The 21,997-nt window shown below is 66.4% G+C and carries 17 protein-coding genes; 4 read left to right on the top strand and 13 right to left on the bottom strand.

Annotated features, from left to right (window positions below; genetic code table 11):
- Positions 1–44 precede the first annotated feature (44 nt).
- Positions 45–962, bottom strand: coding sequence for a hypothetical protein (locus AC5P9L_RS10140; RefSeq protein ID WP_062607385.1), 918 nt, complete (start codon positions 960–962; stop codon positions 45–47).
- A gap of 208 nt (positions 963–1,170) precedes the next feature.
- On the opposite strand from AC5P9L_RS10140, the gene AC5P9L_RS10135 reads away from it, so the two are divergent.
- On the top strand, positions 1,171–1,533 hold the full coding sequence (locus AC5P9L_RS10135) for a hypothetical protein (RefSeq protein WP_224119239.1): 363 nt from the start codon (positions 1,171–1,173) through the stop codon (positions 1,531–1,533).
- 152 nt (positions 1,534–1,685) lie between these two features.
- Here the strand turns inward: AC5P9L_RS10135 and AC5P9L_RS10130 are convergent, their stop codons facing one another.
- Genes AC5P9L_RS10130 through AC5P9L_RS10120 form a run of 3 tightly spaced genes read right to left on the bottom strand, consistent with a single transcriptional unit; the run spans position 1,686 to position 6,799 of the window.
- Complete coding sequence (locus AC5P9L_RS10130; protein WP_099481432.1) at positions 1,686–4,859, bottom strand: multidrug efflux RND transporter permease subunit; 3,174 nt, start codon at positions 4,857–4,859, stop codon at positions 1,686–1,688.
- A 15-nt stretch (positions 4,860–4,874) separates the two neighbouring features.
- Complete coding sequence (locus AC5P9L_RS10125) at positions 4,875–6,143, bottom strand: efflux RND transporter periplasmic adaptor subunit (protein WP_111117869.1); 1,269 nt, start codon at positions 6,141–6,143, stop codon at positions 4,875–4,877.
- Positions 6,143–6,799, bottom strand: coding sequence for a TetR/AcrR family transcriptional regulator (locus AC5P9L_RS10120; RefSeq protein WP_005410245.1), 657 nt, complete (start codon positions 6,797–6,799; stop codon positions 6,143–6,145). The genes AC5P9L_RS10125 and AC5P9L_RS10120 overlap by 1 nt, the downstream gene beginning before the upstream one ends.
- A 250-nt stretch (positions 6,800–7,049) precedes the next feature.
- On the opposite strand from AC5P9L_RS10120, the gene AC5P9L_RS10115 reads away from it, so the two are divergent.
- From AC5P9L_RS10115 to AC5P9L_RS10105, 3 genes are all read left to right on the top strand, one after another.
- Complete coding sequence (locus tag AC5P9L_RS10115; protein WP_044570577.1) at positions 7,050–12,026, top strand: NAD-glutamate dehydrogenase; 4,977 nt, start codon at positions 7,050–7,052, stop codon at positions 12,024–12,026.
- A gap of 296 nt (positions 12,027–12,322) precedes the next feature.
- Positions 12,323–13,096 carry an NAD kinase gene (locus AC5P9L_RS10110; protein ID WP_005410243.1) on the top strand — a complete coding sequence of 258 codons (774 nt, stop codon included), beginning with the start codon at positions 12,323–12,325 and terminating at the stop codon, positions 13,094–13,096.
- A gap of 47 nt (positions 13,097–13,143) precedes the next feature.
- Positions 13,144–14,088 carry a 5'-nucleotidase gene (locus AC5P9L_RS10105; RefSeq protein ID WP_005410242.1) on the top strand — a complete coding sequence of 315 codons (945 nt, stop codon included), beginning with the start codon at positions 13,144–13,146 and terminating at the stop codon, positions 14,086–14,088.
- 103 nt (positions 14,089–14,191) lie between these two features.
- Here AC5P9L_RS10105 and AC5P9L_RS10100 read toward each other — a convergent pair whose 3' ends face one another.
- From AC5P9L_RS10100 to AC5P9L_RS10060, 9 genes are all read right to left on the bottom strand, one after another.
- On the bottom strand, positions 14,192–14,743 hold the full coding sequence (locus AC5P9L_RS10100; protein WP_099484299.1) for a DUF2939 domain-containing protein: 552 nt from the start codon (positions 14,741–14,743) through the stop codon (positions 14,192–14,194).
- Positions 14,744–14,798: 55 nt separating this feature from the next.
- Entirely contained in the window at positions 14,799–15,485 is a 687-nt protein-coding gene (locus tag AC5P9L_RS10095; protein ID WP_109337274.1) for a DUF2461 domain-containing protein, read from the bottom strand.
- Positions 15,482–16,921, bottom strand: coding sequence for an exodeoxyribonuclease I (gene sbcB, locus AC5P9L_RS10090; RefSeq protein WP_109337273.1), 1,440 nt, complete (start codon positions 16,919–16,921; stop codon positions 15,482–15,484). Before sbcB ends, AC5P9L_RS10095 begins: the two co-directional genes overlap by 4 nt.
- The gene (locus AC5P9L_RS10085; protein WP_012480765.1) at positions 16,921–18,288 is read right to left on the bottom strand and encodes an FAD-dependent oxidoreductase; all 1,368 of its coding nucleotides are present in this window, start codon (positions 18,286–18,288) and stop codon (positions 16,921–16,923) included. The genes sbcB and AC5P9L_RS10085 overlap by 1 nt, the downstream gene beginning before the upstream one ends.
- A gap of 31 nt (positions 18,289–18,319) precedes the next feature.
- Positions 18,320–19,594 (bottom strand): kynureninase, encoded by a 1,275-nt coding sequence (gene kynU / locus AC5P9L_RS10080; protein ID WP_005410237.1) that lies wholly within the window; start codon positions 19,592–19,594, stop codon positions 18,320–18,322.
- A gap of 162 nt (positions 19,595–19,756) precedes the next feature.
- Positions 19,757–20,278, bottom strand: a complete 522-nt coding sequence (locus tag AC5P9L_RS10075; RefSeq protein WP_005413911.1) for a 3-hydroxyanthranilate 3,4-dioxygenase — start codon at positions 20,276–20,278, stop codon at positions 19,757–19,759.
- A 20-nt stretch (positions 20,279–20,298) separates the two neighbouring features.
- Positions 20,299–20,961, bottom strand: a complete 663-nt coding sequence (gene can / locus AC5P9L_RS10070; RefSeq protein WP_005413910.1) for a carbonate dehydratase — start codon at positions 20,959–20,961, stop codon at positions 20,299–20,301.
- A 74-nt stretch (positions 20,962–21,035) separates the two neighbouring features.
- Positions 21,036–21,674 carry an FMN-binding negative transcriptional regulator gene (locus tag AC5P9L_RS10065; protein WP_049448997.1) on the bottom strand — a complete coding sequence of 213 codons (639 nt, stop codon included), beginning with the start codon at positions 21,672–21,674 and terminating at the stop codon, positions 21,036–21,038.
- 7 nt (positions 21,675–21,681) lie between these two features.
- Complete coding sequence (locus tag AC5P9L_RS10060; RefSeq protein ID WP_005410233.1) at positions 21,682–21,996, bottom strand: hypothetical protein; 315 nt, start codon at positions 21,994–21,996, stop codon at positions 21,682–21,684.
- Between the last annotated feature and the right edge of the window lies 1 nt (position 21,997).

Raw genomic sequence — 21,997 nt, 5'->3', positions numbered from 1 at the left:
GGACGCGACGGGGCGGCGATTGCCGCCCCGTTTCCCTTGTGCGATCAACGTGGCAATCGGCAAACGATATCCGTTCCGTTCCATTCACAGACGATCTGCAGCGACTCAGGTGGAGCGCCGGGGAACATGTTCATCCCATAGAGGCGACCGGAGTCGATCCATCGATCCAGATCGTCCCGGCTGTTGAAGTTGTAGGTGCCGGCGAAGTGTTGGGCCAGGCCGGGGCTGGTTGCCGCGCCGTCGGGAATCATGTTGCCATTGGCGTCCTTGCTCTGGCCTTGCACGTATCTGGCGGTGTCCACTGACGAAGAGACGATGACCAGCGTAGTCTTCGAGCCATCGCGCCAGGTGATCCTGTAGATTGCACCGTCGATTCCGAGGGCCTTGCTGACGAAGCTCAGGCCGATCGAGGACAGGAATATCGCCATGCTGTTCCAGGCCCTCGACGATGTCGTGGCGCCAGTGAATGCCTTGCCCATGGCGCTCTCCAGCCTGAATCGCTCGGTTGCCATCTGCACGACATCGTAGGCGTTGAGGTTCTTGTGCTCTTCCGGGAAGCCTATGCCGTTGGCGTATTGCGGGTCATCAGGATGAACCTCGTACTGGACTCCTCTTCCGGCCCACTGCCGCGGCGCGAACTGTACGGTTGGCACGTTGTTGTCGAGCATCCCCATGATCCGATTGAAGGATGCGTTGATTGGCCCGGGAATCTGCGCCCTGGTGGCGCGATAGCGACGCAGCTCGCGATCGTATTCCACATCGAAACCATGGAGCCGGCGCTGCTGGAAGTCGGCGACGATGGTGGGCCCCGTGCCCGAGGACAGCGCCAGCGCGCGTGGATCGCGACAGTTGTCGCAGACGAGAACGCCTGCCGCATGTGCGTCCTGGACGCTGCTGGCCGCGAAGAGCGCACCAAGCAGAAGGGCGGGGCGGCTGAAGCGTCGTAGTGGTGCTCTTTCCATGAACTGTCTCCTGGGCGGCATCGGATCGATTGCCGTGGAGGTATCTGGATAGCAACGATCCGGGCGTGCCGCACTACTGCGCGCCCAGGAATCCAAAGCGGGGGCCTTATGCGAAACCGGTAGACGCCTTGAGCGCCTCGTTGTCGGCGCAGCAGTGGAAGGGACTTTTCAGTACAGGCCGTATGCGACCGGTCTCCGGGCAGGCGACATGCCAACGATCCATTGGCATTCCCGCTCCTTGGTCGCAGAATGCTCCACCGTTCATGGACGCCACCACATGCTCATCTATCGAGGCGCAGGGCTGCTGACCCTGCTCACACCGATCGCTGCCGTGCTGCTCATCCTCATCCTGTTCCCGGATCCAGCGGTGGGTCGCGGCAATACTTCACTCAGCCAGGTCCTGCTGGCGTTCGGCCTTGGCTCGGCAATCAACACGGTGCTGGGTTTCGTGCTCAATCGAAAGCCGCGTGCACCTGGGCAGCATGCTCCGCATCACTTCTTCTTCCTGCCGATGCAATGGCCTGCGCTGGCGATTGTGGCGGCATGCGTGGTGATTGCAGTGTTGCGCTGAGACGCTGCCCGGACAGCGCCCACCAAGGTTGGCGACTACCGGGTATGCGTCGCTCCGGTAGATGCCGACCTGGGGCGGCATGGGTCCAGAAGCGGCAACAAAAAAGGCCCCGGATCGCACCGGGGCCTTTCTCGTTTCAGTTCACCGCTGGATCAACGATCCGGACGGTGTGCTGCATCCGCGTCGCGCTGGCGTTCCATGAACTCCTTGGACGGTTCATCCAGCTTGTCGCCCAGCATGCGGCGCACGACCACGAAGAACACCGGGATCATCAACAGGCCGAGCAGGGTGGCGAACAGCATGCCGCCGATCACGCCGGTACCGATGGCGTGGCGGGAATTGGCGCCCGCGCCGGTGGAGATCGCCATCGGGATCACGCCCATGATGAACGCGAACGAGGTCATCAGGATCGGGCGGAAACGCAGGCGGGCCGCTTCGATGGTGGCATCGCGCAGGTTCTTGCCGGCGGCGCGCTGCTCCACCGCGAACTCCACGATCAGGATCGCGTTCTTCGCCGCCAGGCCGATCACGGTGATCAGGCCGATCTTGAAGAACAGATCGTTGGGCAGGCCGCGCAGCATCGACAGGCCGAGGGCACCGAGCACACCCAGCGGCACCACCAGCAGCACCGCCACCGGGATCGACCAGCTCTCATACAGCGCGGCCAGGCACAGGAACACCACTACGATCGACAGCACCAGCAGCAGCGTCGCCGCGTTGCCAGCCAGGATTTCCTGGTAGGACATGCCCGACCAGTCGTAGCCGAAGCCGGCCGGCAGGTCGTCGTTGACGATGCTCTCCATGGTCTGCATCGCCTCGCCCGAGCTGGTACCCGGGGCCTGCGAGCCGACGATGTTGATCGCCGAGTAGCCGTTGTAGCGGCTCAGCGACGGCGGTGCCGACACCCACTCGGACTTGACCACCGTGTTCAGCGGGATCATCGAATTGGTGCCATCGGCGTTCTTGGTCAGGCTGGACGGGCTGTAGAAGCTCTTCAGCGACTCCTGGCCGGTGCGGTACGGACCATCGGCCTGCATGGTCACGCGCTTGATGCGGCCTTCGTAGAAGAAGTCGTTGACGTACACCGGGGCCAGCATCAGCTGGATGGTGCTGTACACGTCCGACACCGACATGCCCATCGACTGCGCCTGCACGCGGTCTACATGCAGCTGCAGCTGCGGCGCGTTTTCCAGGCCGTTCGGGCGCACGCCGACCAGGTGGTCCGGCTTCTGCGCGGCCTGGCCGAGCAGGATGTTGCGGGCCTGCGTCAGCTGCTCGTAACCGGCACCGCTGCGGTCCTGCAGCCACATGTCGAAGCCGCCGAACTGGCCAAGGCCCTGCACGGTGGGTAGGTTGACCACGAAGATCTGCGCTTCCTTGATGCCGTAGAACGCGCCGTTCATGTTCTGGATGAACTCGGGCGCGGTGAACTTGCGTTCCTCCCACGGCTTCAGGCGGATGAAGCCCATGCCGACGTTCTCGCCGGAACCGACGAAGCTGAAGCCGGCCACCTGCAGCATGCCTTCATAGCCATCCTGCTTTTCCAGGATGCCACGCATCTGCGCGAACACTTCGTTGGTCTGGCCCTTGGTCGAGCCCGGCGGCAGCTGCACGATCGCCAGCGCATAGCCCTGGTCTTCTTCCGGCAGGAAGCTGCCCGGCATGCGGGTGAACAGGAAGCCGCACAGTGCGGTGAGCACCACGAACAGGATCATCCAGCGCGGCGCATGGCGCACCGCCGAGGTGATGTGGCCGACATAGGTGTGGCTGATCTTGTCGTAGTACTTGTTGAAGGTGCGGTAGACGATGTTCGGATTGTCGTTGTGCGTCGGCTTCAGGAAGGTCGCGCACAGCGCCGGGGTGAAGCCCAGCGCCAGGAACGCCGAGAACGCCATCGAAATGGCGATGGTCAGGGCGAACTGCTTGTAGATCTCACCGGCGGCGCCGCCCTGCAGGGCGGACGGGATGAACACCGCAGCCAGCACGACGGTGATCGCCACCACCGCGCCGGTGATCTGGGTCATCGCCTTCTGCGTGGCCGGCTTCGGCGCCAGGCCTTCCTCGGTCATGATGCGTTCGACGTTCTCGATCACCACGATCGCGTCATCGACCACGATGCCGATTGCCAGCACCATCGCGAACAGGGTCAGCTGGTTGATCGTGAAGCCGATCATCCACATGCCCAGGAAGGTACCGAGCAGCGCCACCGGGATGACCAGGGTCGGGATCAGCGTGGCGCGGAAGTTCTGCAGGAAGATCAGCATCACCAGGAACACCAGGAACACTGCTTCAAACAGCGTCTTGACCACTTCCTGGATCGAGATCTTGACGAAGGTGGTGCTGTCGTACGGCGAGAACCAGGTCACCCCGGACGGGAAGCTGGGCTGCAGCTCGTCCATCTTGGCGCGCACCGCCTCGGCCACGTTCAGGGCGTTGGCGCCCGGCAGCAGCTGGATGGCGAAGGCACCGGTCGGCTTGCCGTTGTACTGGGTGTCGAAACCGTAGTTGTTGGCACCGAAGGCAACGCGGGCGATGTCCTTCAACAGCACCCGCGAGCCGTCAGCGTTGGCGCGCAGGATGATGTTCTCGAACTCCTGCGGCGAACTGAAGCGGCCTTCGGCCGAGACCGTGGCGGTGAAGTGCTGGCCTTCCGGCGACGGATCCGAGCCAAGCGCACCGGCGGCGAACTGCACGTTCTGCGCGCGCACCGCAGCCAGCACCTGGCTGGCCGACAGGCCATAACCCTGCATCTTTTCCGGGTTCAGCCAGATGTTCATCGCGTACTCGGAACCGAACTGCTGGGTGCTGCCGACGCCGGGGATACGCGAGACCTGGTCGAGCACGCGCGAACCAACGATGTCGTTCAGCGCATCACGGTTGATGGTCGGGGTATCGGACTGCAGCGCCACCACCATCAGGAAGCCGGCGTTGGCCTTGGCCACCACCACGCCCTGCTGGGTCACTTCCGAAGGCAGTCGTGGCGTGGCCAGCGAGACCTTGTTCTGCACCTGCACCTGGGCGATGTCCGGATCGGTACCCGTCTCGAAGGTCAGGGTGATCTGCGCACGGCCGTTGGACGACGAGGAAGAGCTGAAGTACAGCAGGTGATCGATACCGGTCAGCTGCTGCTCGATCACCTGGGTGACCGATTTTTCCGTGGTGTCGGCACTGGCGCCCGGGTAGGTGGCCGAGACGGTGACCTGCGGTGGGGCGATGTTGGGATAGGACTCCACGCCCAGGTTGAGGATCGCGATCACGCCGCTGAGCGAGATCAGGATCGCCACCACCCAGGCGAAGACTGGATGTTCGATGAAAAATTTAGGCATGACGGAAGGTTCCCGTTACTGCTTGTTCGAATCGGTGGCGGCCGGCTTGGCCGCATCGGCCTGCTCGGGCTTGGCCGCGTCGGCCGGTGCCTTGCCAGCAGCCGGTGCGGTGCCCGCCGGAGCGGCGCCGCCTGCGGCCGGCTTGCCGTTGGCGTCCTGCCCCGGGGTCCACGGCTTGGCCACCGCCGGTGCACCTTCCTTGACCTTCTGCACGCCGGCCACGATCACCTTGTCGCCGGCGGCCAGGCCGTCGCTGACCAGCCAGTTGCCGTTCTGCGCGCCATCGGTCTTCACGTTCTTGCGCGCGACCTTGCCGTCGGCGCCGACCACCATCACGTAGCCGCCCGTGGTGTCGCGCAGCAGGGCCTGCTGCGGTACCAGGAAGGCATTGTTGCGTTCGCCCAGGTTGGCCTGGAAGCTGACGAAGGCGCCCGGCAGCAGGATCTGCTGCGGGTTCGGCAGCAACGCACGCAACGACACCGCACCGGTGGCCGGGTCGACCGTGGTCGAGGAGAAGTCCAGGGTGCCCGGCTCGCTGTAGGTGCTGCCATCGGCCAGCTTGACGTTCACCGTGGCCTTGCCGTCGCCCGACAGCGCCAGCGCGCCCTTGGCCTGTTGCGCGCGCAGCTGGGTCAGCTCGTCCACGCTCAGCGAGAAGTTCACGTACAGCGGGTCGAGCTGGTCGACGGTGGTCAGCAGGGTCACATCGCCCTGGCCGACCAGCGCGCCTTCGGTGACCTGCTGCTTGTTGGCCACGCCGCTGATCGGTGCGGTTACTTCGGTGTAGCCCAGGCTGATGCGCGAGGAAGTCACCGCTGCTTCGGCCTGCTTGACCGCCGCCAGCGCGGTACGCTCGGCCGATTCAGCGTTGTCCAGGTCGGACTTGGAGACGAACTGCTGCGGCGCCAGCGAACGTGCACGGTCGGCGGCCACCTTGGCGTTGGCGTAGGTCGCGCGGGCCGAGGCCAGCTGTGCTTCGGAGGCGTTGAGCGAGGCACGCAGCGGCGCCGGGTCGATCAGGAACAGGGGCTGGCCCTGCTTGACCTGCGAGCCTTCCTGGTAGACGCGCTTGAGCAGCACGCCCGGCACGCGCGCACGCACGTCGGCGCTGCGGAACGGCGACAGGCGACCGACCAGCTCGCGCTGCAGCGGCAGGGTCTGCGGCTTGGCGTCGATCACGCCCACCTCCGGCGGCGGGGGCGTCTGCTGTTCCGGCTTCTTGCAGGCAGCCAGCGCGACAGCAACGGCGCACGTCAAGGCAAGGGTGCGGAGTGGGGCGGTCATCAGGAGGAACTCCGGGGTTGGTTTGAAGACGGGGCCGGCGACGGCTGAGGCGCGAAGGCGCGCAGGAAGCTGTCGACGGAGAACTCTGCCCAGCGCCGACGCAGCCGCGCGTCATCACGATGGGGGGTATGGAAACGCTGTTTGTCGAAATCCTGACCGGCAATCATGCTCAGCAGCAGTTCGGCCATGAAGTGCGGGTCGTCATGCCGGAGCTGGCCACGCATGCAAACGGTTTCAATCCATTCAGCAAGATGAAGCGTCAGTGCGCCGGCTCCGTGCCGGTACAGCGTACGCGCCTCTTCGGGAAACTGGGCCGCGTCGGCGGCGATCAGCCGGCAAGCCTGGCCCACGTGCGGTTGGTTGAAGTGCTCCAGGAAGTCGGTGGCGAACTGGAGCAGGCTGGCACGCAGGTCGTCAGTGCGGAGTGCACGAACCATGGCGCCGGTAGCGTGGCCGACGTGGCGCTGCATCACCCGGCGCAGCAGTTCCTGCTTGCTGCCGTAGCGCGAGTACAGGGTCTGCTTGGAGCAGCCGGCGTGCTGGGCCACCGCCTCCATGCTCATCTGCATGCCCTGCTGGGCCAGCAGTTCGCGTACGGCGTCGAACACACGCTCATCGCGTGCATCGAGGGCAACGGGGAGGTAGGCCGGGTTCACGCGGTGGACTATACCGTCCAGTTCAGGATTGTGGAATCGCATCGGCGTCGCCGCGTGTGTCTTCCCGTAACACGTTTTGCCGATCCTGTCGGCAGTGCTGAAACAGGCGCCAGCACCATACCGGTGCGAACTGAATAGGCGTTTGAACCGCAGCAAACCCGAATCTGCTTATTCCGTCCTGCAGCAAGGCCTTTTCGCGCGGTAGGGCTACAATTTCATTTTCCCAACTGAGCAAGCGCATCGCTCTGCCATGAAACCGCAAAAAACCGCAGCCAAGACCGTGAAGAACAAGACGAAACCAGCAGAGTCGGAGGTCGCAGTGACCGCTGGTTTCTCCCTGGAGCCGGTGTACACGGCCTTGCGCAAGCGCTACCCCGCGGCCGCACAGGCCGAAGCAGTGGCCTTTGCCACTGACTTCTACAAGCGCATGGAATCGGACGAGTTCCCGCACCACAGCGCTGAAGAGTGGGCCGCTCTCGCGGCTGAGACGCTGGAATTCGCGCGTGCCCGCAAGGCCGGCAAGGCCAACGTCCGCGTGTTCAATCCGACCGCGAAGGCCAACGGTTGGGAATCGCCGCACACCGTGCTGCAGATCGTCAACGATGACATGCCGTTCCTCGTCGATACGGTCACCATGTCGCTGGCCGAGCAGGGCGTGGGCGTCCACGTGCTGGGCCACCCGGTGCTGCGCTTCACCCGCGACAAGGCCGGCAAGCTGGTCAAGGTCGGCGAGGGTGATGCCGAGTCGGTGATGCTGCTGGAGATCGACCGCCAGCCGGCCGAAGCCATGGCCGCCATCGAACAGGCCATCAACAAGGCGCTGGACGAAGTACGCGCGATCGTGCGCGACTGGCAGCCGATGAAGGACAAGGCACTGGCACTGGCCGACGACCTGGGCAAGCGCCAGCTGCCGGTCGACGATGCATCGCGCAAGGAAGCACAGGAGTTCCTGCGCTGGGCCGCCGACAACCACTTCACCTTCTTCGGCTACCGCGAGTACCGCGTCGAGAAGCAGGGCAAGGAAGACGTACTGGCGCCGCTGAACGACACCGGCCTGGGCCTGATGCGCGGCAAGGACAAGTCCGCGGCCCGCCCGGTCAAGACCCTGGCCGCGCAGGGCCTGAACGCCACGTCCGGCCTGAAGGACGCGCTGATCCTGACCAAGACCAATGCCCGTTCGCGCGTGCACCGCGCCGGCTACATGGACTACATCGGCGTGCTGGAATTCGACGCCAAGGGCAAGATCATCGGCGAGCAGCGCTTCCTCGGCCTGTTCACCTCCAGCGCCTACAACCGCCGCCCGTGGGAGATCCCGCTGGTGCGCCAGCGCCACGAGCACGTGATGAAGCAGTCCGGCCTGGCCCCGGCCAGCCACAGTGGCAAGGCCCTGCGCCACATCCTGGAAACCCTGCCGCGCGAAGAACTGTTCCAGTCCAGCGAGGACGAACTGTTCCGCACCGCGATGGGCGTGCTGGGCCTGCAGGAACGCGTGCGCAGCCGCCTGTTCCTGCGCCGCGACAAGTACAGCCGTTTCATTTCCGCGCTGGTCTACCTGCCGCGCGAGCGCTTCAACACCGACGTGCGCCTGCGCATCGAGGCGATGCTGAAGGACGCGCTGCACGGTGAGTACGTGGACAGCTCGGTGGTGCTGGGCGAATCGCCGCTGGCCCAGGTGCACCTGATCGTGCGCCCGAAGCCGGGTGAAATGCTCGACGTTGATACCGCCGAACTGGAGCAGAAGCTGGCCCAGGTGCTGCGCAACTGGCAGGACGACCTGCGCGAAGCGCTGGTGGCCCGCCACGGCGAGACCGAAGGCCTGCGCATCGCCGCGCGTATCGGCAAGGCGCTGCCGGCCGGCTACATCGAAGACAACAGCACCGCGGTTGCAGCCAACGATGTCAGCCAGCTTGATGCCCTGACCGGCCCGGACGACCTGCGCCTGAGCCTGCAGGCCGTGCCGCGCGAAAGCGGTGATGGCCTGCGCCTGAAGCTGTATCGCCAGCTGGACGACATCCCGCTGTCGGACGCGCTGCCGATGATGGAAAACATGGGCCTGCGCGTGATCGCCGAGCGTCCGTACCGCCTGTCGGTCGACAACGCCCCGGTGTACGTGCAGGACTTCGAGGTCGAATCGACCGCCGGCGCGATCGATGCCGCCAGCGTCGATGAAGCCTTCGGCGAGACCTTTGCCCGCGTCTGGCACGGCGATGCCGAGAACGACGGCTTCAACCGCCTGGTGCTGGCTGCCGGCCTGCACTGGCGCCAGGTCGCCATGCTGCGTGGCTACTGCAAGTACCTGCTGCAGACCGGCGTGCCGTTCTCGCAGGCCTACGTGGAAGGCACCTTCGCGCGCTACCCGCTGCTGGCCCGACTGCTGGTCGAGCTGTTCGAAGCGCGCTTCGATCCGGCTACCGGCCACGAGAGCAAGGACGACATCGCCGCCGGCCAGGCCCAGCTGAAGGCCCACTTCGATGTGCTGGCTGCTGGCGACGACGCCACCCTGAAGGTGCTCAAGACCGTGGTCGACGCCCGCAAGGGTGACCGCGACGCGCAGATGCAGGCCGCGCGCGATGCGCTGCTGAAGCTGATGGACCGTGTGTCCAGCCTGGACGAGGACCGCATCCTGCGCTCGTTCATGGGCGTGATCGACGCGACCCTGCGCACCAGCTACTACCAGACCGATGCCAACGGCCAGCACGGCCATGTCATCAGCTTCAAGTTTGATTCGGCGCTGGTGCCGGACCTGCCGAAGCCGCGCCCGTACCGCGAGATCTTCGTCTACGGCCCGCGCGTGGAAGGTACCCACCTGCGCTTCGGCGCGGTCGCCCGTGGCGGCCTGCGCTGGTCGGACCGTCGCGAAGACTTCCGTACCGAAGTGCTGGGCCTGGTCAAGGCACAGATGGTCAAGAACACCGTGATCGTGCCGGTCGGCGCGAAGGGCGGCTTCTTCGCCAAGACCCCGCCGGTGAACGGCGACCGCGACGCGATCTTCGCCAACGGCGTGGCCTGCTACAAGCTGTTCATCCAGGGCCTGCTGGACATCACCGACAACATCGTCAACAACAAGATCGTGCCGCCGGTGGATGTCGTGCGCCACGACATGGACGATCCGTACCTGGTGGTGGCCGCCGACAAGGGCACCGCGACCTTCTCCGACATCGCCAACGGCCTGGCCATCGCGCACGGCTTCTGGATGGGCGATGCGTTCGCCTCCGGTGGTTCGGTTGGCTATGACCACAAGGGCATGGGCATCACCGCACGCGGTGCGTGGGAATCGGTCAAGCGCCACTTCCGTGCTCTGGGCCGTGACAGCCAGACCCAGGACTTCACTGCGGTCGGCGTCGGCGACATGTCCGGCGACGTGTTCGGCAACGGCATGCTGCTGTCGCGCCACATCCGCCTGGTCGCTGCCTTCGACCACCGCCACATCTTCCTGGACCCGAACCCGGATGCGGCCACCACGTTCGTCGAACGTGAGCGCCTGTTTACCGTGCCGCGTTCGAGCTGGGCGGACTACGACGCCAAGCTGATCAGCAAGGGCGGCGGCGTGTACCCGCGCAGCCTGAAGTCGATCGAGATCACCCCGCAGGTGCGTGAAGCGCTGGGCCTGGATGACAACGTCAAGGCGCTGTCGCCGAACGATCTGATGAGCGCGATCCTGAAGGCACCGGTCGACCTGCTGTGGAACGGCGGCATCGGTACCTACGTGAAGGCTGCCAGCGAGCAGCACAGCGATGTCGGCGACCGCGCCAACAACGCCCTGCGCGTGAACGGTGGCGAGCTGCGCTGCAAGGTGGTGGGCGAGGGCGGCAACCTGGGCATGACCCAGCTGGGCCGCATCGAAGCCGCCCAGGCCGGCGTGCTGCTCAACACCGACTTCATCGACAACTCGGCCGGTGTGGACACCTCCGACCACGAAGTCAACATCAAGATCCTGCTCAACGATGTGGTGCGGGCCAAGAAGCTGACCGTCGAGCAGCGCAACAAGCTGCTGGCCTCGATGACCGATGAAGTCGCCGAGCTGGTGCTCAATGACAACTACCGCCAGAACCAGGCGCTGAGCCTGATGGAGCGGATGGCGGTCAAGCGCCTGGGTTCCAAGCAGCACTTCATCCGTACCCTGGAACAGCAGGGCCTGCTGGATCGCCAGATCGAGTTCCTGCCGTCCGACGCCGAGCTGTCCCAGCGCAAGGCACGCGGCCAGGGCCTGACCCGCCCGGAACTGTCGGTGCTGCTGTCCTACTCGAAGCTGGTGGCGTTCGCCCAGCTGCTGGAATCGGACATCCCGGAAGATCCGTACCTGTCCAAGGAACTGCAGCGTTACTTCCCGACCCCGCTGCAGAAGAAGTACGCCGACGCGATGGAGCGTCACCGCCTGAAGCGCGAAATCATCGCCACGGCCGTGACCAACCAGACCATCAACCGCATGGGCGCCACCTTCCTGATGCGCATGCAGGAAGACACCGGCCGTTCCATCGCCGAGGTCGCCAAGGCCTACACCATCAGCCGCGAAACGCTGGATGCGCGCGCGCTGTGGGCGCAGATCGATGCACTCGACGGCAAGGTGCCGGAGTCGGTGCAGATCGACGCACTGGAAGTGATCTGGAAGCTGCAGCGTTCGTTCGTGCGTTGGCTGCTGTCGCGCCCGGGCGCGATGCCGGGCATCACTGAAGCGGTCAACCGCTACCAGGGTCCGTTCAACGACATCCGCGTTGCCTCGGGTGTGCTGCCGGATTCGCAGCGTCCGACCTACGAAGCCCTGGTGGCCGAGTGGAAGGAAAAGGGCCTGCCGTCCGCGCTGGCGCAGCAGCTGGCCGAACTGCACTTCCTGGAGCCGGCGTTCGACATCATCGAACTGGCCCGCACCCGCAAGCTGAAGCCGGTGGACGTGTCCAAGGTCCACTTCCGCCTGGGCGATGCCCTGCAGCTGCCGTGGCTGTTCGAGCAGGTCGATGCGCTGGAGGTCAACGGTCGTTGGCACGCCGTGGCACGTGGCGTGCTGCGTGACGAGCTGGCCGCCAACCACCGCAACCTGGCCGGCCAGGTGCTGGGCACCAAGGGCAGCAGCGCGGAGGCCAAGGTCGCAGCCTGGATGGGCCGCGACGACAACAGCCTGCGCTTCACCCTGGCGATGCTGGCCGAACTGGCCGAGCAGAAGACCCTGGACTACCCGACCGTTTCGGTCGCGGTGCAGCGCCTGGGCCAGCTGGCGGCACACGGCGCGTAAGTGAAGTAGTGCCAGGCCATGCCTGGCATGCGTGAACCGGAACGGCCCCGCGAAAGCGGGGCCGTTTTGTTTCTGCCCTTGACCTTTGCGACCATCTGACCCGACGCCGGCCGTGAACCTGCCAGGTGGATGACCGGCCCGTCCGCCGGGACCGTGAGCGCCATGGATGGCGCGACCGAGCCCCCATGGATGGGTTTACGGCGTGTCCCGGCGGACGGGCCGGTCATCCGCCCAGCGGGGTCCAACCCCCGGCGCTCGGTTATGCTCTTCCTCATGCCTTCCCCCCGGATCCACCGATGAGCGACACCCCCCGCATCGCTTTCCTGGCCAGCACCGCCGAGCCCGCGCAGATGGCCCGCGCGGCGATGATCTCGCGTTATGGCGATCACGCGCCGGAGCAGGCCGACGTGCTGTGCCCGCTGGGGGGCGACGGCTTCATGCTGCAGACCCTGCATCGGCATGGGCACCTGGGCAAGCCGGTGTTCGGCATGAAGCTGGGCACGGTCGGCTTCCTGATGAACCAGTACCGTGGAGACGACGACGTGCAGGCCCGCATCGCACGCGCAGAACCGGCCAACCTGCGCCCGCTGGAAATGGTGGCGCTGACCGAGTCCGGCACCAGTACCGGCTCGCTGGCCTACAACGACGTTTCGCTCCTGCGCCAGACCCGGCAGGCCGCGCATATTGGCATCGACCTCAACGGCCAGGAGCGCGTGGCCGAACTGATCGGCGACGGCGTGCTGGTGGCCACCCCGGCCGGCAGTACCGCCTACAACTATTCCGCGCATGGTCCGGTGCTGCCGCTGGGCTCGCACACCATCGCGCTGACGCCGTTGGCCCCGTACCGGCCGCGGCGCTGGCGCGGCGCGATCCTGAAGGCCGATACCGAAGTGCGCTTCCGCGTGCTCGATCCGTACAAGCGCCCGGTCAGCGTGACTGCCGATTCGCACGAGACCCGCGACGTGGTCGAGGTGACCATCCGTGAGTCGAAGGACCGCCGCGTGACCCTGCTGTTCGACCCGGAGCACAACCTGGAAGACCGGATCCTGAGCGAACAGTTCGTTTTTTGAGGACAATGGGCAGCCGGCCGTGCCGACCGCTTGAAGGACCCCCACCGATGGGCGACAACTCCCCCCGTTTGCTGACCGTCGCGGTGACCTCGCGCGCGCTGTTCGACCTCGAGGAAAGCCACGCGCTGTTCGAGAGCGATGGCGTGGCGGCCTATGCCGAATTCCAGCGCCAGCACGAGGACGACATCCTCGGCCCCGGCGTGGCGTTTCCGGTGGTACGCAAGCTGCTGGCTTTGAACCAGGGGGCCAGCCCGGAGAATCCTCGCGTCGAGGTGATCCTGCTGTCGCGCAACTCGGCCGATACCGGCCTGCGCATCTTCAATTCGATCCAGCACTACGGCCTGGGCATCATCCGTGCAACGTTCACCGCCGGCGAGCCGACCTGGCCGTACGTGAAGCCGTTCGGCACCGACCTGTTCCTGTCGGCCAACCCGGAATCGGTGCGCAGCGCGCTGCGCCACGGCATCGCCGCGGCAACCATCCTGCCCAAGCCGCCCGGCGAGACCGCGGCAGCGGCGGCCGACCAGATCGATACCGGGCGCCCGGCCGGCCAGTTGCGCATCGCCTTCGACGGTGACGCGGTGATCTTCGGTGACGAGAGCGAGCGCATCTCACGCGAGCAGGGCGTGGAGGCGTTTGGCCGGCACGAGCGTGAACGGGCCCGCGAACCGCTCAGCGGCGGCCCATTCCGCGGTTTCCTGTCGGCCCTGCATACGCTGCAGGAAGTGTTCCCGGCCGGCGAGAGCGCGCCGATCCGCACTGCGCTGGTGACCGCACGCTCGGCACCGGCGCATGAGCGCGTAATCCGCACCCTGCGCGAGTGGGGAGTGCGCCTCGACGAAGCGCTGTTCCTCGGCGGCCGCCACAAGGGGCCGTTCCTGCAGGCATTCGGTGCCGACATCTTCTTCGATGATTCGCAGCACAACATCGACAGTGCGCGCGAACACGTAGCCGCCGGCCACGTACCGCACGGTGTCGCCAACGAGGGGTGAGACCATGCCGGGTGGGTGCCAACCGTTGGTTGGCACTGCCATGCATCGGCGCCCACCAAGGTGGGCATCTACCGAAAGCAGCACCGTCGAAGGGCATGACCCGTCACGGGGTGGCCGACATCCCCAACTGCAGATCCACCACCTTCCAGCGCAGGCCCTGCGGTTCCAGCACCACTTTCATCGGCGGCTGGTCGGGGCCGCGATCGACGTCGATCACGAAGCGGTCCAGCGCTTCGAAGTGATGCTCGGCGTTCTTCAATGGCCGTGCCGGCTCGGTCGCGCCGAAGGCATCACCGCCCTGCAGTTCATTGCGGCCGCGCTTCCACAGCACGTGGCCCTGCAGCATTGCGCCGATCCCGGTCGGGGTCACCATGGTTTCCACCGCTGCACCGCCGAGCTGGTCGCCGAGGCCGTAGAGCAGGGCGCCGAACGGGCTGGCCGCTACATCCGGGCCGGCCTGGCGTACCAGATAGTCGTTGAGCTGGGCGCGCAGGCTGCTGCGCACGCGAGGGAAATCGACATAGCGTTCCAGTCGCGCCGTGTCGCGTTCTTCGATGGCCTTGGACAGGCCATGCACGGCCATGTACGGGCCGCCGAACCACCACGCAGCCAAGGCCAGGACCAGCAGCACAGCCAGTGCAGTGAGCTTCTTCATGCTGTCCAGACTGCCGCAAGTGAGGCAGCCAGTGGTGAACGGCAGGTGATGCGGCTCAGAACTCCAGGTCCAGCGCCGCGCACAGGTAGTCAACGAACGGGCCGAGCCCAGCCAGGTCCTTGCCCAGCGTGGACAGCAGGCGCGGGCCGGTCATGGTGGCATCGTCCAGCGAGCGCCACATCACCCAGTTGCGGTGCTTGAGGTCGTCGATGAACTCGAAGTCGGCCGGGAAGCCACGCGGGGGCCGCACCAGCTTTTCGCTCTCCTCGAAATCGAAGCGTTTGCGCAGGGTCGGTGCATGCGCGGCGGCCTTCCAGCTGCCCGGATTGTCGAGGATGAAGTGGCGTACGCGGCGCTGGGTTTCCGGTTCCGGATGCCACAGGCCGGCGCCGACGAAGCTCTCGCCCGGCTGCAGGTGCACGTAGAACGAGGGCGCGGCCACTTCGCGGCGGCGCTCGTGGAACAGGCGTGCACCCTGCCAGGTCTTGTAGGGCGACTTGTCGTTGGAAAAACGCGCGTCACGATGGATGCGGAACAGCGAGCCACCGACGCCACGGGTATCGGCGCGGAAGTGCTCGCTGACCTCGGCCAGCGCCGGCTGCAGGTCGCCCAGCAGGCGCAGGAACGGCTGCCGCACGTGGTCTTCGTACTGCTGGCGGTGATCGTTGAACCAGGCCTTGTCGTTGTGCCGCGCAAGGCTGCGCAGGAACTTGAAGCTGGCGTCCGAGAAATAAGTGCTCACAGCGTCTCCTGCAGGTGCTGGCCCCAGTCGCGCAGCGATTGCAGCAGGGCCTGGCGCCGGGTGTCATCGGGCGCTTCGGCGGCCAGTGCATCCAGCTGCTGCTGGTACTGGGGCAGGTTGAGTTCGCCCAGGCCGCCGTCTCCGAGCAGGCGCTGGCGGCGGTAATCCTGCCAGCGCTGGCGTTCAGGCGGTGCGAGGCTGTCGGGATGATTGCGCGCGCGGTAGCGGAACAGCAGTTCCGGCAGGCGCGGGTCGCGGAAGCGACCTTCCAGCGCGCCCAGCTGCTCGGGCGCGGTGGTGCGTGCGAGCGCAAGCAGCGGCTTGTCACCGTTGCCGAGGAAGCCGTCGTACAGCGAGGCATCGACGTCGGCCACGGTGGCGGCGCGGGGCTGGTTGTAGACCTGCCGGGCCTTCTCGGCCAGCTGCGGGGCGAACGCGCGCAGGCGCTTCACCTTGGCTTCGATCGCAGCCACATCCAGGCCGAGGCGCGCGTGATCATCGGCACGCAGGTGGTTCCAGGCGATCAGCGCCGGCACCTTGTTCAGATGCACTTCCTTCAGCGGTACCCGTGCCGCGCCTTCGGGCAGCTCGCTGGCGCGCATGTACAGGCGCTGTGCGATCACCTCGGCCGGCAGTTCCAGCAGGTCGTCGATCTCGCCTTCCAGGTCGAACACGATCACCCGGTTGTTGATGGTCGGGTGCACGGCCAACGGCAGCACCGGTGCCGCGCACAGGCGGCTGGCCGGGTAGCGCATGGAAATGTGCAGCACCGGCTTCATCGCGGCCACGTCCAGCAGGCCGCCGACGAAGCGCTTGTCGCGCAGCTTCAGGGCGTAGTCCCACAGGCGTGGTTGCGACTGCTTGAACAGCCGCGCCATGCCGATGGTGGCGCGCACGTCGGACAGTGCTTCGTGTGCATCGCCTTCGCGCACGTGGTTGGCTTCGGCCAGATGTTCGAGCTTGAACGAGGTGGCGCCATCCTCGCGCAGCGGCCACTGTATGCCGTCCGGGCGCATCGCGCGCATCAGCCGCAGCATGTCCAGCAGGTCCCAGCGCGAATTACCGTTGCGCCACTCGCGTTCGTACGGATCGTGGAAGTTGCGGAACAGCCCGTAGCGGACGAACTCATCGTCGAAGCGCAGCGTGTTGTAGCCCAGCGCGCAGGTGCCGGGGCGCGACAGCTGCTCGTTGATGCGGTCGAAGGCCTCGGCCTCGCTGATGCCCTCGGCCAGTGCCTGCTGAGGGGTGATGCCGGTAACCAGGGTGGCCATCGGCGAGGGCAGCAGGTCATCGGCCGGGCGCACGAAGAAGCTGACCGGGGTGTCGATTTCGTTGAGATCGGCGTCGGTGCGGATGGCGGCGAACTGCGAGATGCGCGTGCGCCGCGGGTCCTGGCCGAAGGTTTCCAGATCGTAGAACAGGAAGCTGTCAGCCATCAGTGCGCGCCCTCCAGGACCGGCAGCTGCGCATGGATCTGCGCTTCCAGCGCGGCCCAGTCGATGTTGTCCAGTGAATCATGGCCGGTGGTGGCGGCCACCAGCATGTCGCGTTGCAGTTCGGTGCGGCGTAGCGCCTCGGCGTACGGCGTGTGCAGGAAGGTGACCATGGTGTAGTGCGGCACGAAGCGGGTCGGCCAGCGCCGCTGCAGTTCCTGTTCCAGTTCGCGCTGCAGCAGGAATGCAGGGTCGGCGACGCGATCGCGCATTTCCAGGTAGTTCTCCAGCGCCATCTGCTGGATGGCACGTGCATTCGGCTTGCGCTCGGCTTCGAACGCGGCGAACGCACCTTCCAGATCATCGGCCTCCATCAGGTGGCGGGCCAGCGCAACGCAGTCCTCGAACGCGCAGTTCATGCCCTGGCCGTGGAACGGCACCATCGCATGCGCGGCGTCGCCGATCAGCACGGCACGGCCCTGCTGGTGCCAGCGATCGAGCGTCAGCGTGCCAAGCAGGCCCGGCGGGTGCTGTTCCCAGTCTGCGCGCAGGTTCGGGATCAGCGGCAGGGTGTCGGCGAACTCGCGCGCGAACAGCGCCTCGGCCTGCGCGCCGGTATTGATCGTGGCGAAGCTGGGATCGCCCTGGTTGGGCAGGAACAAAGTGACGGTGAAGGTGCCTTCGTGATTGGGCAGGGCGATGCACATGTAATGGCCGCGCGGCCAGATATGCAGCGCGTTGCGCTCGATGCGGAAGCTGCCATCGTCGGCCGGCGGAATTTCCAGCTCCTTGTAGGAGTGATCGAGGAACGCGATGTCCTCGCCCAGCGGCGCCCGCCGGTTCATCGCCGCGCGCAGGGCCGAGCCTGCACCATCGGCACCGATCAGGGTGTCGAAGCGGATGTCATGCGGGCTGTCGTCGCGGTCGTCGATGAAGCGTGCGTAGCCGGCGTCGAAATCGACGGTATGCAGGCGGCGGTGGAAGTGTACGGTCGCGCCAGCCTGTTCGGCCAGTTCCAGCAGCGTGGTGTTGAGGTCGCTGCGATGGATCGACCAGATCACTTCGCTGTCGTCGCGGCCATAGCGCTGCAGCTGCGGTTCGCCTTCGCGCGGATGCACCATGCGTCCGCGCATCATCACCGCGCGCGCCATGACCTCGTCTTCCACACCGGCCTGGCGCAGCGCATTGCGCCCACGCTCGGCCAGCGCCAGGTTGATCGAGCGGCCGCTCTCATAGTCGGCCACGCGTGGATCGCCACGGCGTTCGTACAGGGTGATGCGCCAGCCCTGGCGTGACAGCAGGATGGCCAGCAGCGACCCGGCGAGGCCGGCACCGATAATGCTCAACGAGCGGGAAGCATGTGCGATCAACGAACTGTCCAGCAGTAGGGGAGGGACCGGCTCAGAGGCCGGCCCAGGCTTCCACTTCCTCGACGAAGTGGTGCACGTCCAGGTAGCGGTTGTAGAGCGGGGTGGGCGAGATGCGGATCACGTCCGGCTCGCGCCAGTCGCCGAGCACGCCGATGCCGCGCAGGTGCTCGAACAGCGCACGGCCGCGCTCGCGCCCACCGATCACGCGCAATGACAGCTGGCAGCCACGGCGCTGTGGCTCGGCCGGGGTGATGATGTCGAGCACGCCGGAAAGGCGTGCACGTACAAGCGCTTCGAGCATGCCGGTCAACGCCAGTGACTTGTTGCGCAGTGCCTCCATGCCGGCGCGCTCGAACAGGTCCAGCGACGCGCGCAGCGGCGCCAGGCCGAGGATCGGCGGATTGCTGAGCTGCCAGCCTTCGGCACCGATGGCGGGGGTGAACTGCGGTGCCATCTGGAAGCGGGTGGCTTCCTCATGGCCCCACCAGCCGGCAAAGCGCGGCAGCGTGGTGTCGCGGTGGTGGCGCTCGTGCACGAACGCGCCGGCCACCGCACCCGGGCCGCTGTTGAGGTATTTGTAGTGGCACCACACGGCGAAATCGGGTGCGACGTCATGCAGGCGCAGCGGCAGGTTGCCGACCGAGTGCGCCAGGTCGAAGCCGATGCGCGCGCCCTGCAGGCGGGCAGCACGGGTGATTGCATCGAGGTCGAAGGCCTGGCCGGTGCGGTACTGCACGCCGGGCCACAGCACCAGTGCAAGGCGCGGACCGTGTTCGGCGATGGCGCGCTCGATCGCGGTGAGCGAGATCGTTCCGTTGGCTTCGTCCGGTTGCACTTCCACCAGGCACTCGGCCGGGTCGAACCCGTGGAAACGGATCTGCGCTTCGACCGCGTGTCGGTCGGTCGGGAACGCACCGGCTTCCATCAGGATCACCGGGCGCTGCGCGGTCGGTCGGTAGAAGCTGACCATCATCAGGTGCAGGTTCACGCTCAGCGTGTTCATCGCCACCACTTCGCTGGGCAGTGCACCGACCACGCGGGCCAGCTGCGCGCTCACCAGGCGGTGGTAGGACAGCCACTGCGTCGGGCCGGTGAAGTGGCCTTCCACCGCCAGCTCGCCCCATTGCTTCATCACTTCCTGCACCGCGGCCTGGGCGCCACGCGGCTGCAGGCCCAGCGAGTTGCCGACGAAGTAGGTCTGCTCGCCACCGCCATGGCGCGGAATCAGGAATTCGTTACGCAGCGGGCGCAGCGGATCGGCGGCGTCCAGGGCAATGGCGTGGGTGCGGCTGAGCAGGTCGGACATGGTCGGGCAACAGGCTGCAACGGGACCGCCAGTGTAGCGCCTGGGGCATGGCCCGGTAGACGCGGCCACGCTTCGAGCGCCGCGTTTTCTGGTAGTGGCCAACCTTGGCTGGCGCGCGTGGATCCATGCGCCCACCAGGGTGGGCGCCTACCGGTGTGGGCGTCAGCCCGCCGCCGGCACCGGCAGCGGATCCACGTGCCCGCACTGGCTGCAGGTACGCAGCTCCAGGCTGGCGTGATAGCGCGCAAACACCTTGGGCAGGTCGGTCTCGATGTTCTGCAGCGGGAAGAACTCTTCGTGCAGCTTGTGGTTGCAGCGTTCGCAGTGCCAGATCACGCCGTCCTTCTCGTGCGGCAGGCGCTTGCGCTCGACCACCAGGCCGATGCCGCCGGGCGGGCGCCGCGGCGAGTGCGGCACCCTGGCCGGCAGCAGGAAGATCTCGCCGGCGCGGATCGGGATGTCGCGCACCGCGCCGTCCTCCTGCACCTTCAGCACCATCTCGCCCTCGAGCTGGTAGAACCACTCCGGGCCTTCGTCGTAGTGATAGTCGGTGCGCGAATTCGGCCCGCCCACGACCATCACGATGAAGTCGCCGTTGTCGATCATCTTGTTGCCCACCGGCGGCTTCAGCAGGTGGCGGTTTTCTTCGATCCAGGCGTGCAGGTTGATCGGCGAGGCGAGCATGGTCGTGGTCCGTAGTGAGGTCAGTCGCGCCGGCCCTGGCGGGGCACGTAGGACAGTGCCTTTTCATAGGCTGGCTTCAGCTCTTCCGGTCCACCGACATCGATGCCCATTTCGCTGACCCGGCCGTTCTTCAGACTGTAGACCCAGCCGTGCACCATCAGCTTCTGCCCGCGCGCCCAGGCGTCCTCGACGATGGTCGAACGGCACAGGTTGGCGACCTGCTCGATCACGTTCAGTTCGCACAGGCGCGCGTGCTTCAGCTCGTCATCCTCGATCGCATCGAGGATGCCCTGGTGCTTCTGCACCACGTCGCCGACATGGCGCAGCCAGTTGTCGGCCAGGCCGACGCGGGTATTGTGCAGGCAGGCGTGCACGCCGCCGCAGCCGTAGTGGCCGACAATCAGGATGTGCTTCACCTTCAACTGGTCCACCGCGTACTGCACCACGCTCAGGCAGTTCAGGTCGGTGTGCGCGACCACGTTGGCGACGTTGCGGTGCACGAACACTTCACCCGGGGCCATGCCGATGATCTGGTTGGCCGGCACCCGCGAGTCGGAGCAGCCGATCCACAGGTATTCCGGATGCTGCTGCTTGGACAGCTGCTGGAAGAACTCAGGGTCTTCCTTGGCGATGCGGTCGGCCCAGTCGCGGTTGTTCTGCAGCAGGCGGTGGATGTCTTTCATGTGCGGTATCCCTGGCGTCGGGTGGGGGCAAGGCGCGGCCGTTCTGGTCGCGCCGTCGCGGGAAGCTGGGGTGATCAGCCGCTGGAGGCGGACTGTTCACGGTGCCAGCGCATCCACTGCGCCAGCTCATGGGAGGACGGGGAGGCGAGCGCTTCCAGTGCGGCGATCACGGCCTGCTGGTTGGCGTCGGGATGGTTCTGGCTGAGTTTCAGCTTCAGCTGCACGTGTTCCACCTGGAAGCGGAAGCCGACGATGGCGCGCAGCTCCGGGCCGTGTTCGGCGCGCGCGGCATCGAACCGCCAGGCCTGGCCGACGCTGGCTTCGAAGCGGTCGCTGATCGCGCCGACCAGTTCGGCCAGCGCATCAGCGTCGTCGAAGGTCTGCAGCTGGCCACGCAGCTCGGCAGCGGCGTAGTTCCAGGTGGGTACCCGCGCGGCGGGCTCCTTGTCCGGATACCAGCTGGCCGAGACGTAGCCGTGTGGGCCATCGACCAGTACCTTGGCCGCGCCGCTGTGGCGCGACTGCGGGTTGGCGCGGGCCCAGTGGCCGCGCAGTTCGATCTGGTCGCCGTCACGCCGGTACAGCACCGGCATCCGGGTCAGCTCCGGCAGGCCATCGCTGCCGGGGGTGAGCACGGTGACGAACGGGTCGCGTGCCAGCAGGCGGTCCAGCCAGAGCAGGTCGGTCTCGGCGAAGGCGCGCGGGGTGAACATGCAGGGGTCAGGCGCGCCCGCCCAGCGACTGGACCATGCGGCCACGCAGACCCTCGTCGCTGTCGGCCTGCGGCGGCTGCACTTCGTGCAGGCTGAAGCCGCGCACCAGTGCGTCCTCCTCGTCCAGGCCGTCGTACTCGACGAACTCGGCGTCGAACAACTGCGAACGGGCGGTGTCTTCGCTGTCGTAGCTCAGCGTGTTGCCATCGCTGTCGAGCACTTCGGCGGTGCCGGCCGGGCGAACGCGCAGGCGCGCCCAGATCAGGGTGTTGCCGAGGCTGGCCAGCCACCAGCTGTCGCGCGAGGCGGTGATGTCGTTCATG

It is taken from the genome of Stenotrophomonas sp. YJH_SMC_64 (genome assembly GCF_059371375.1).
The sequence above is the reverse complement of the archived record's forward strand: the minus strand, read 5'-3'. Positions and strand labels throughout refer to the sequence as shown.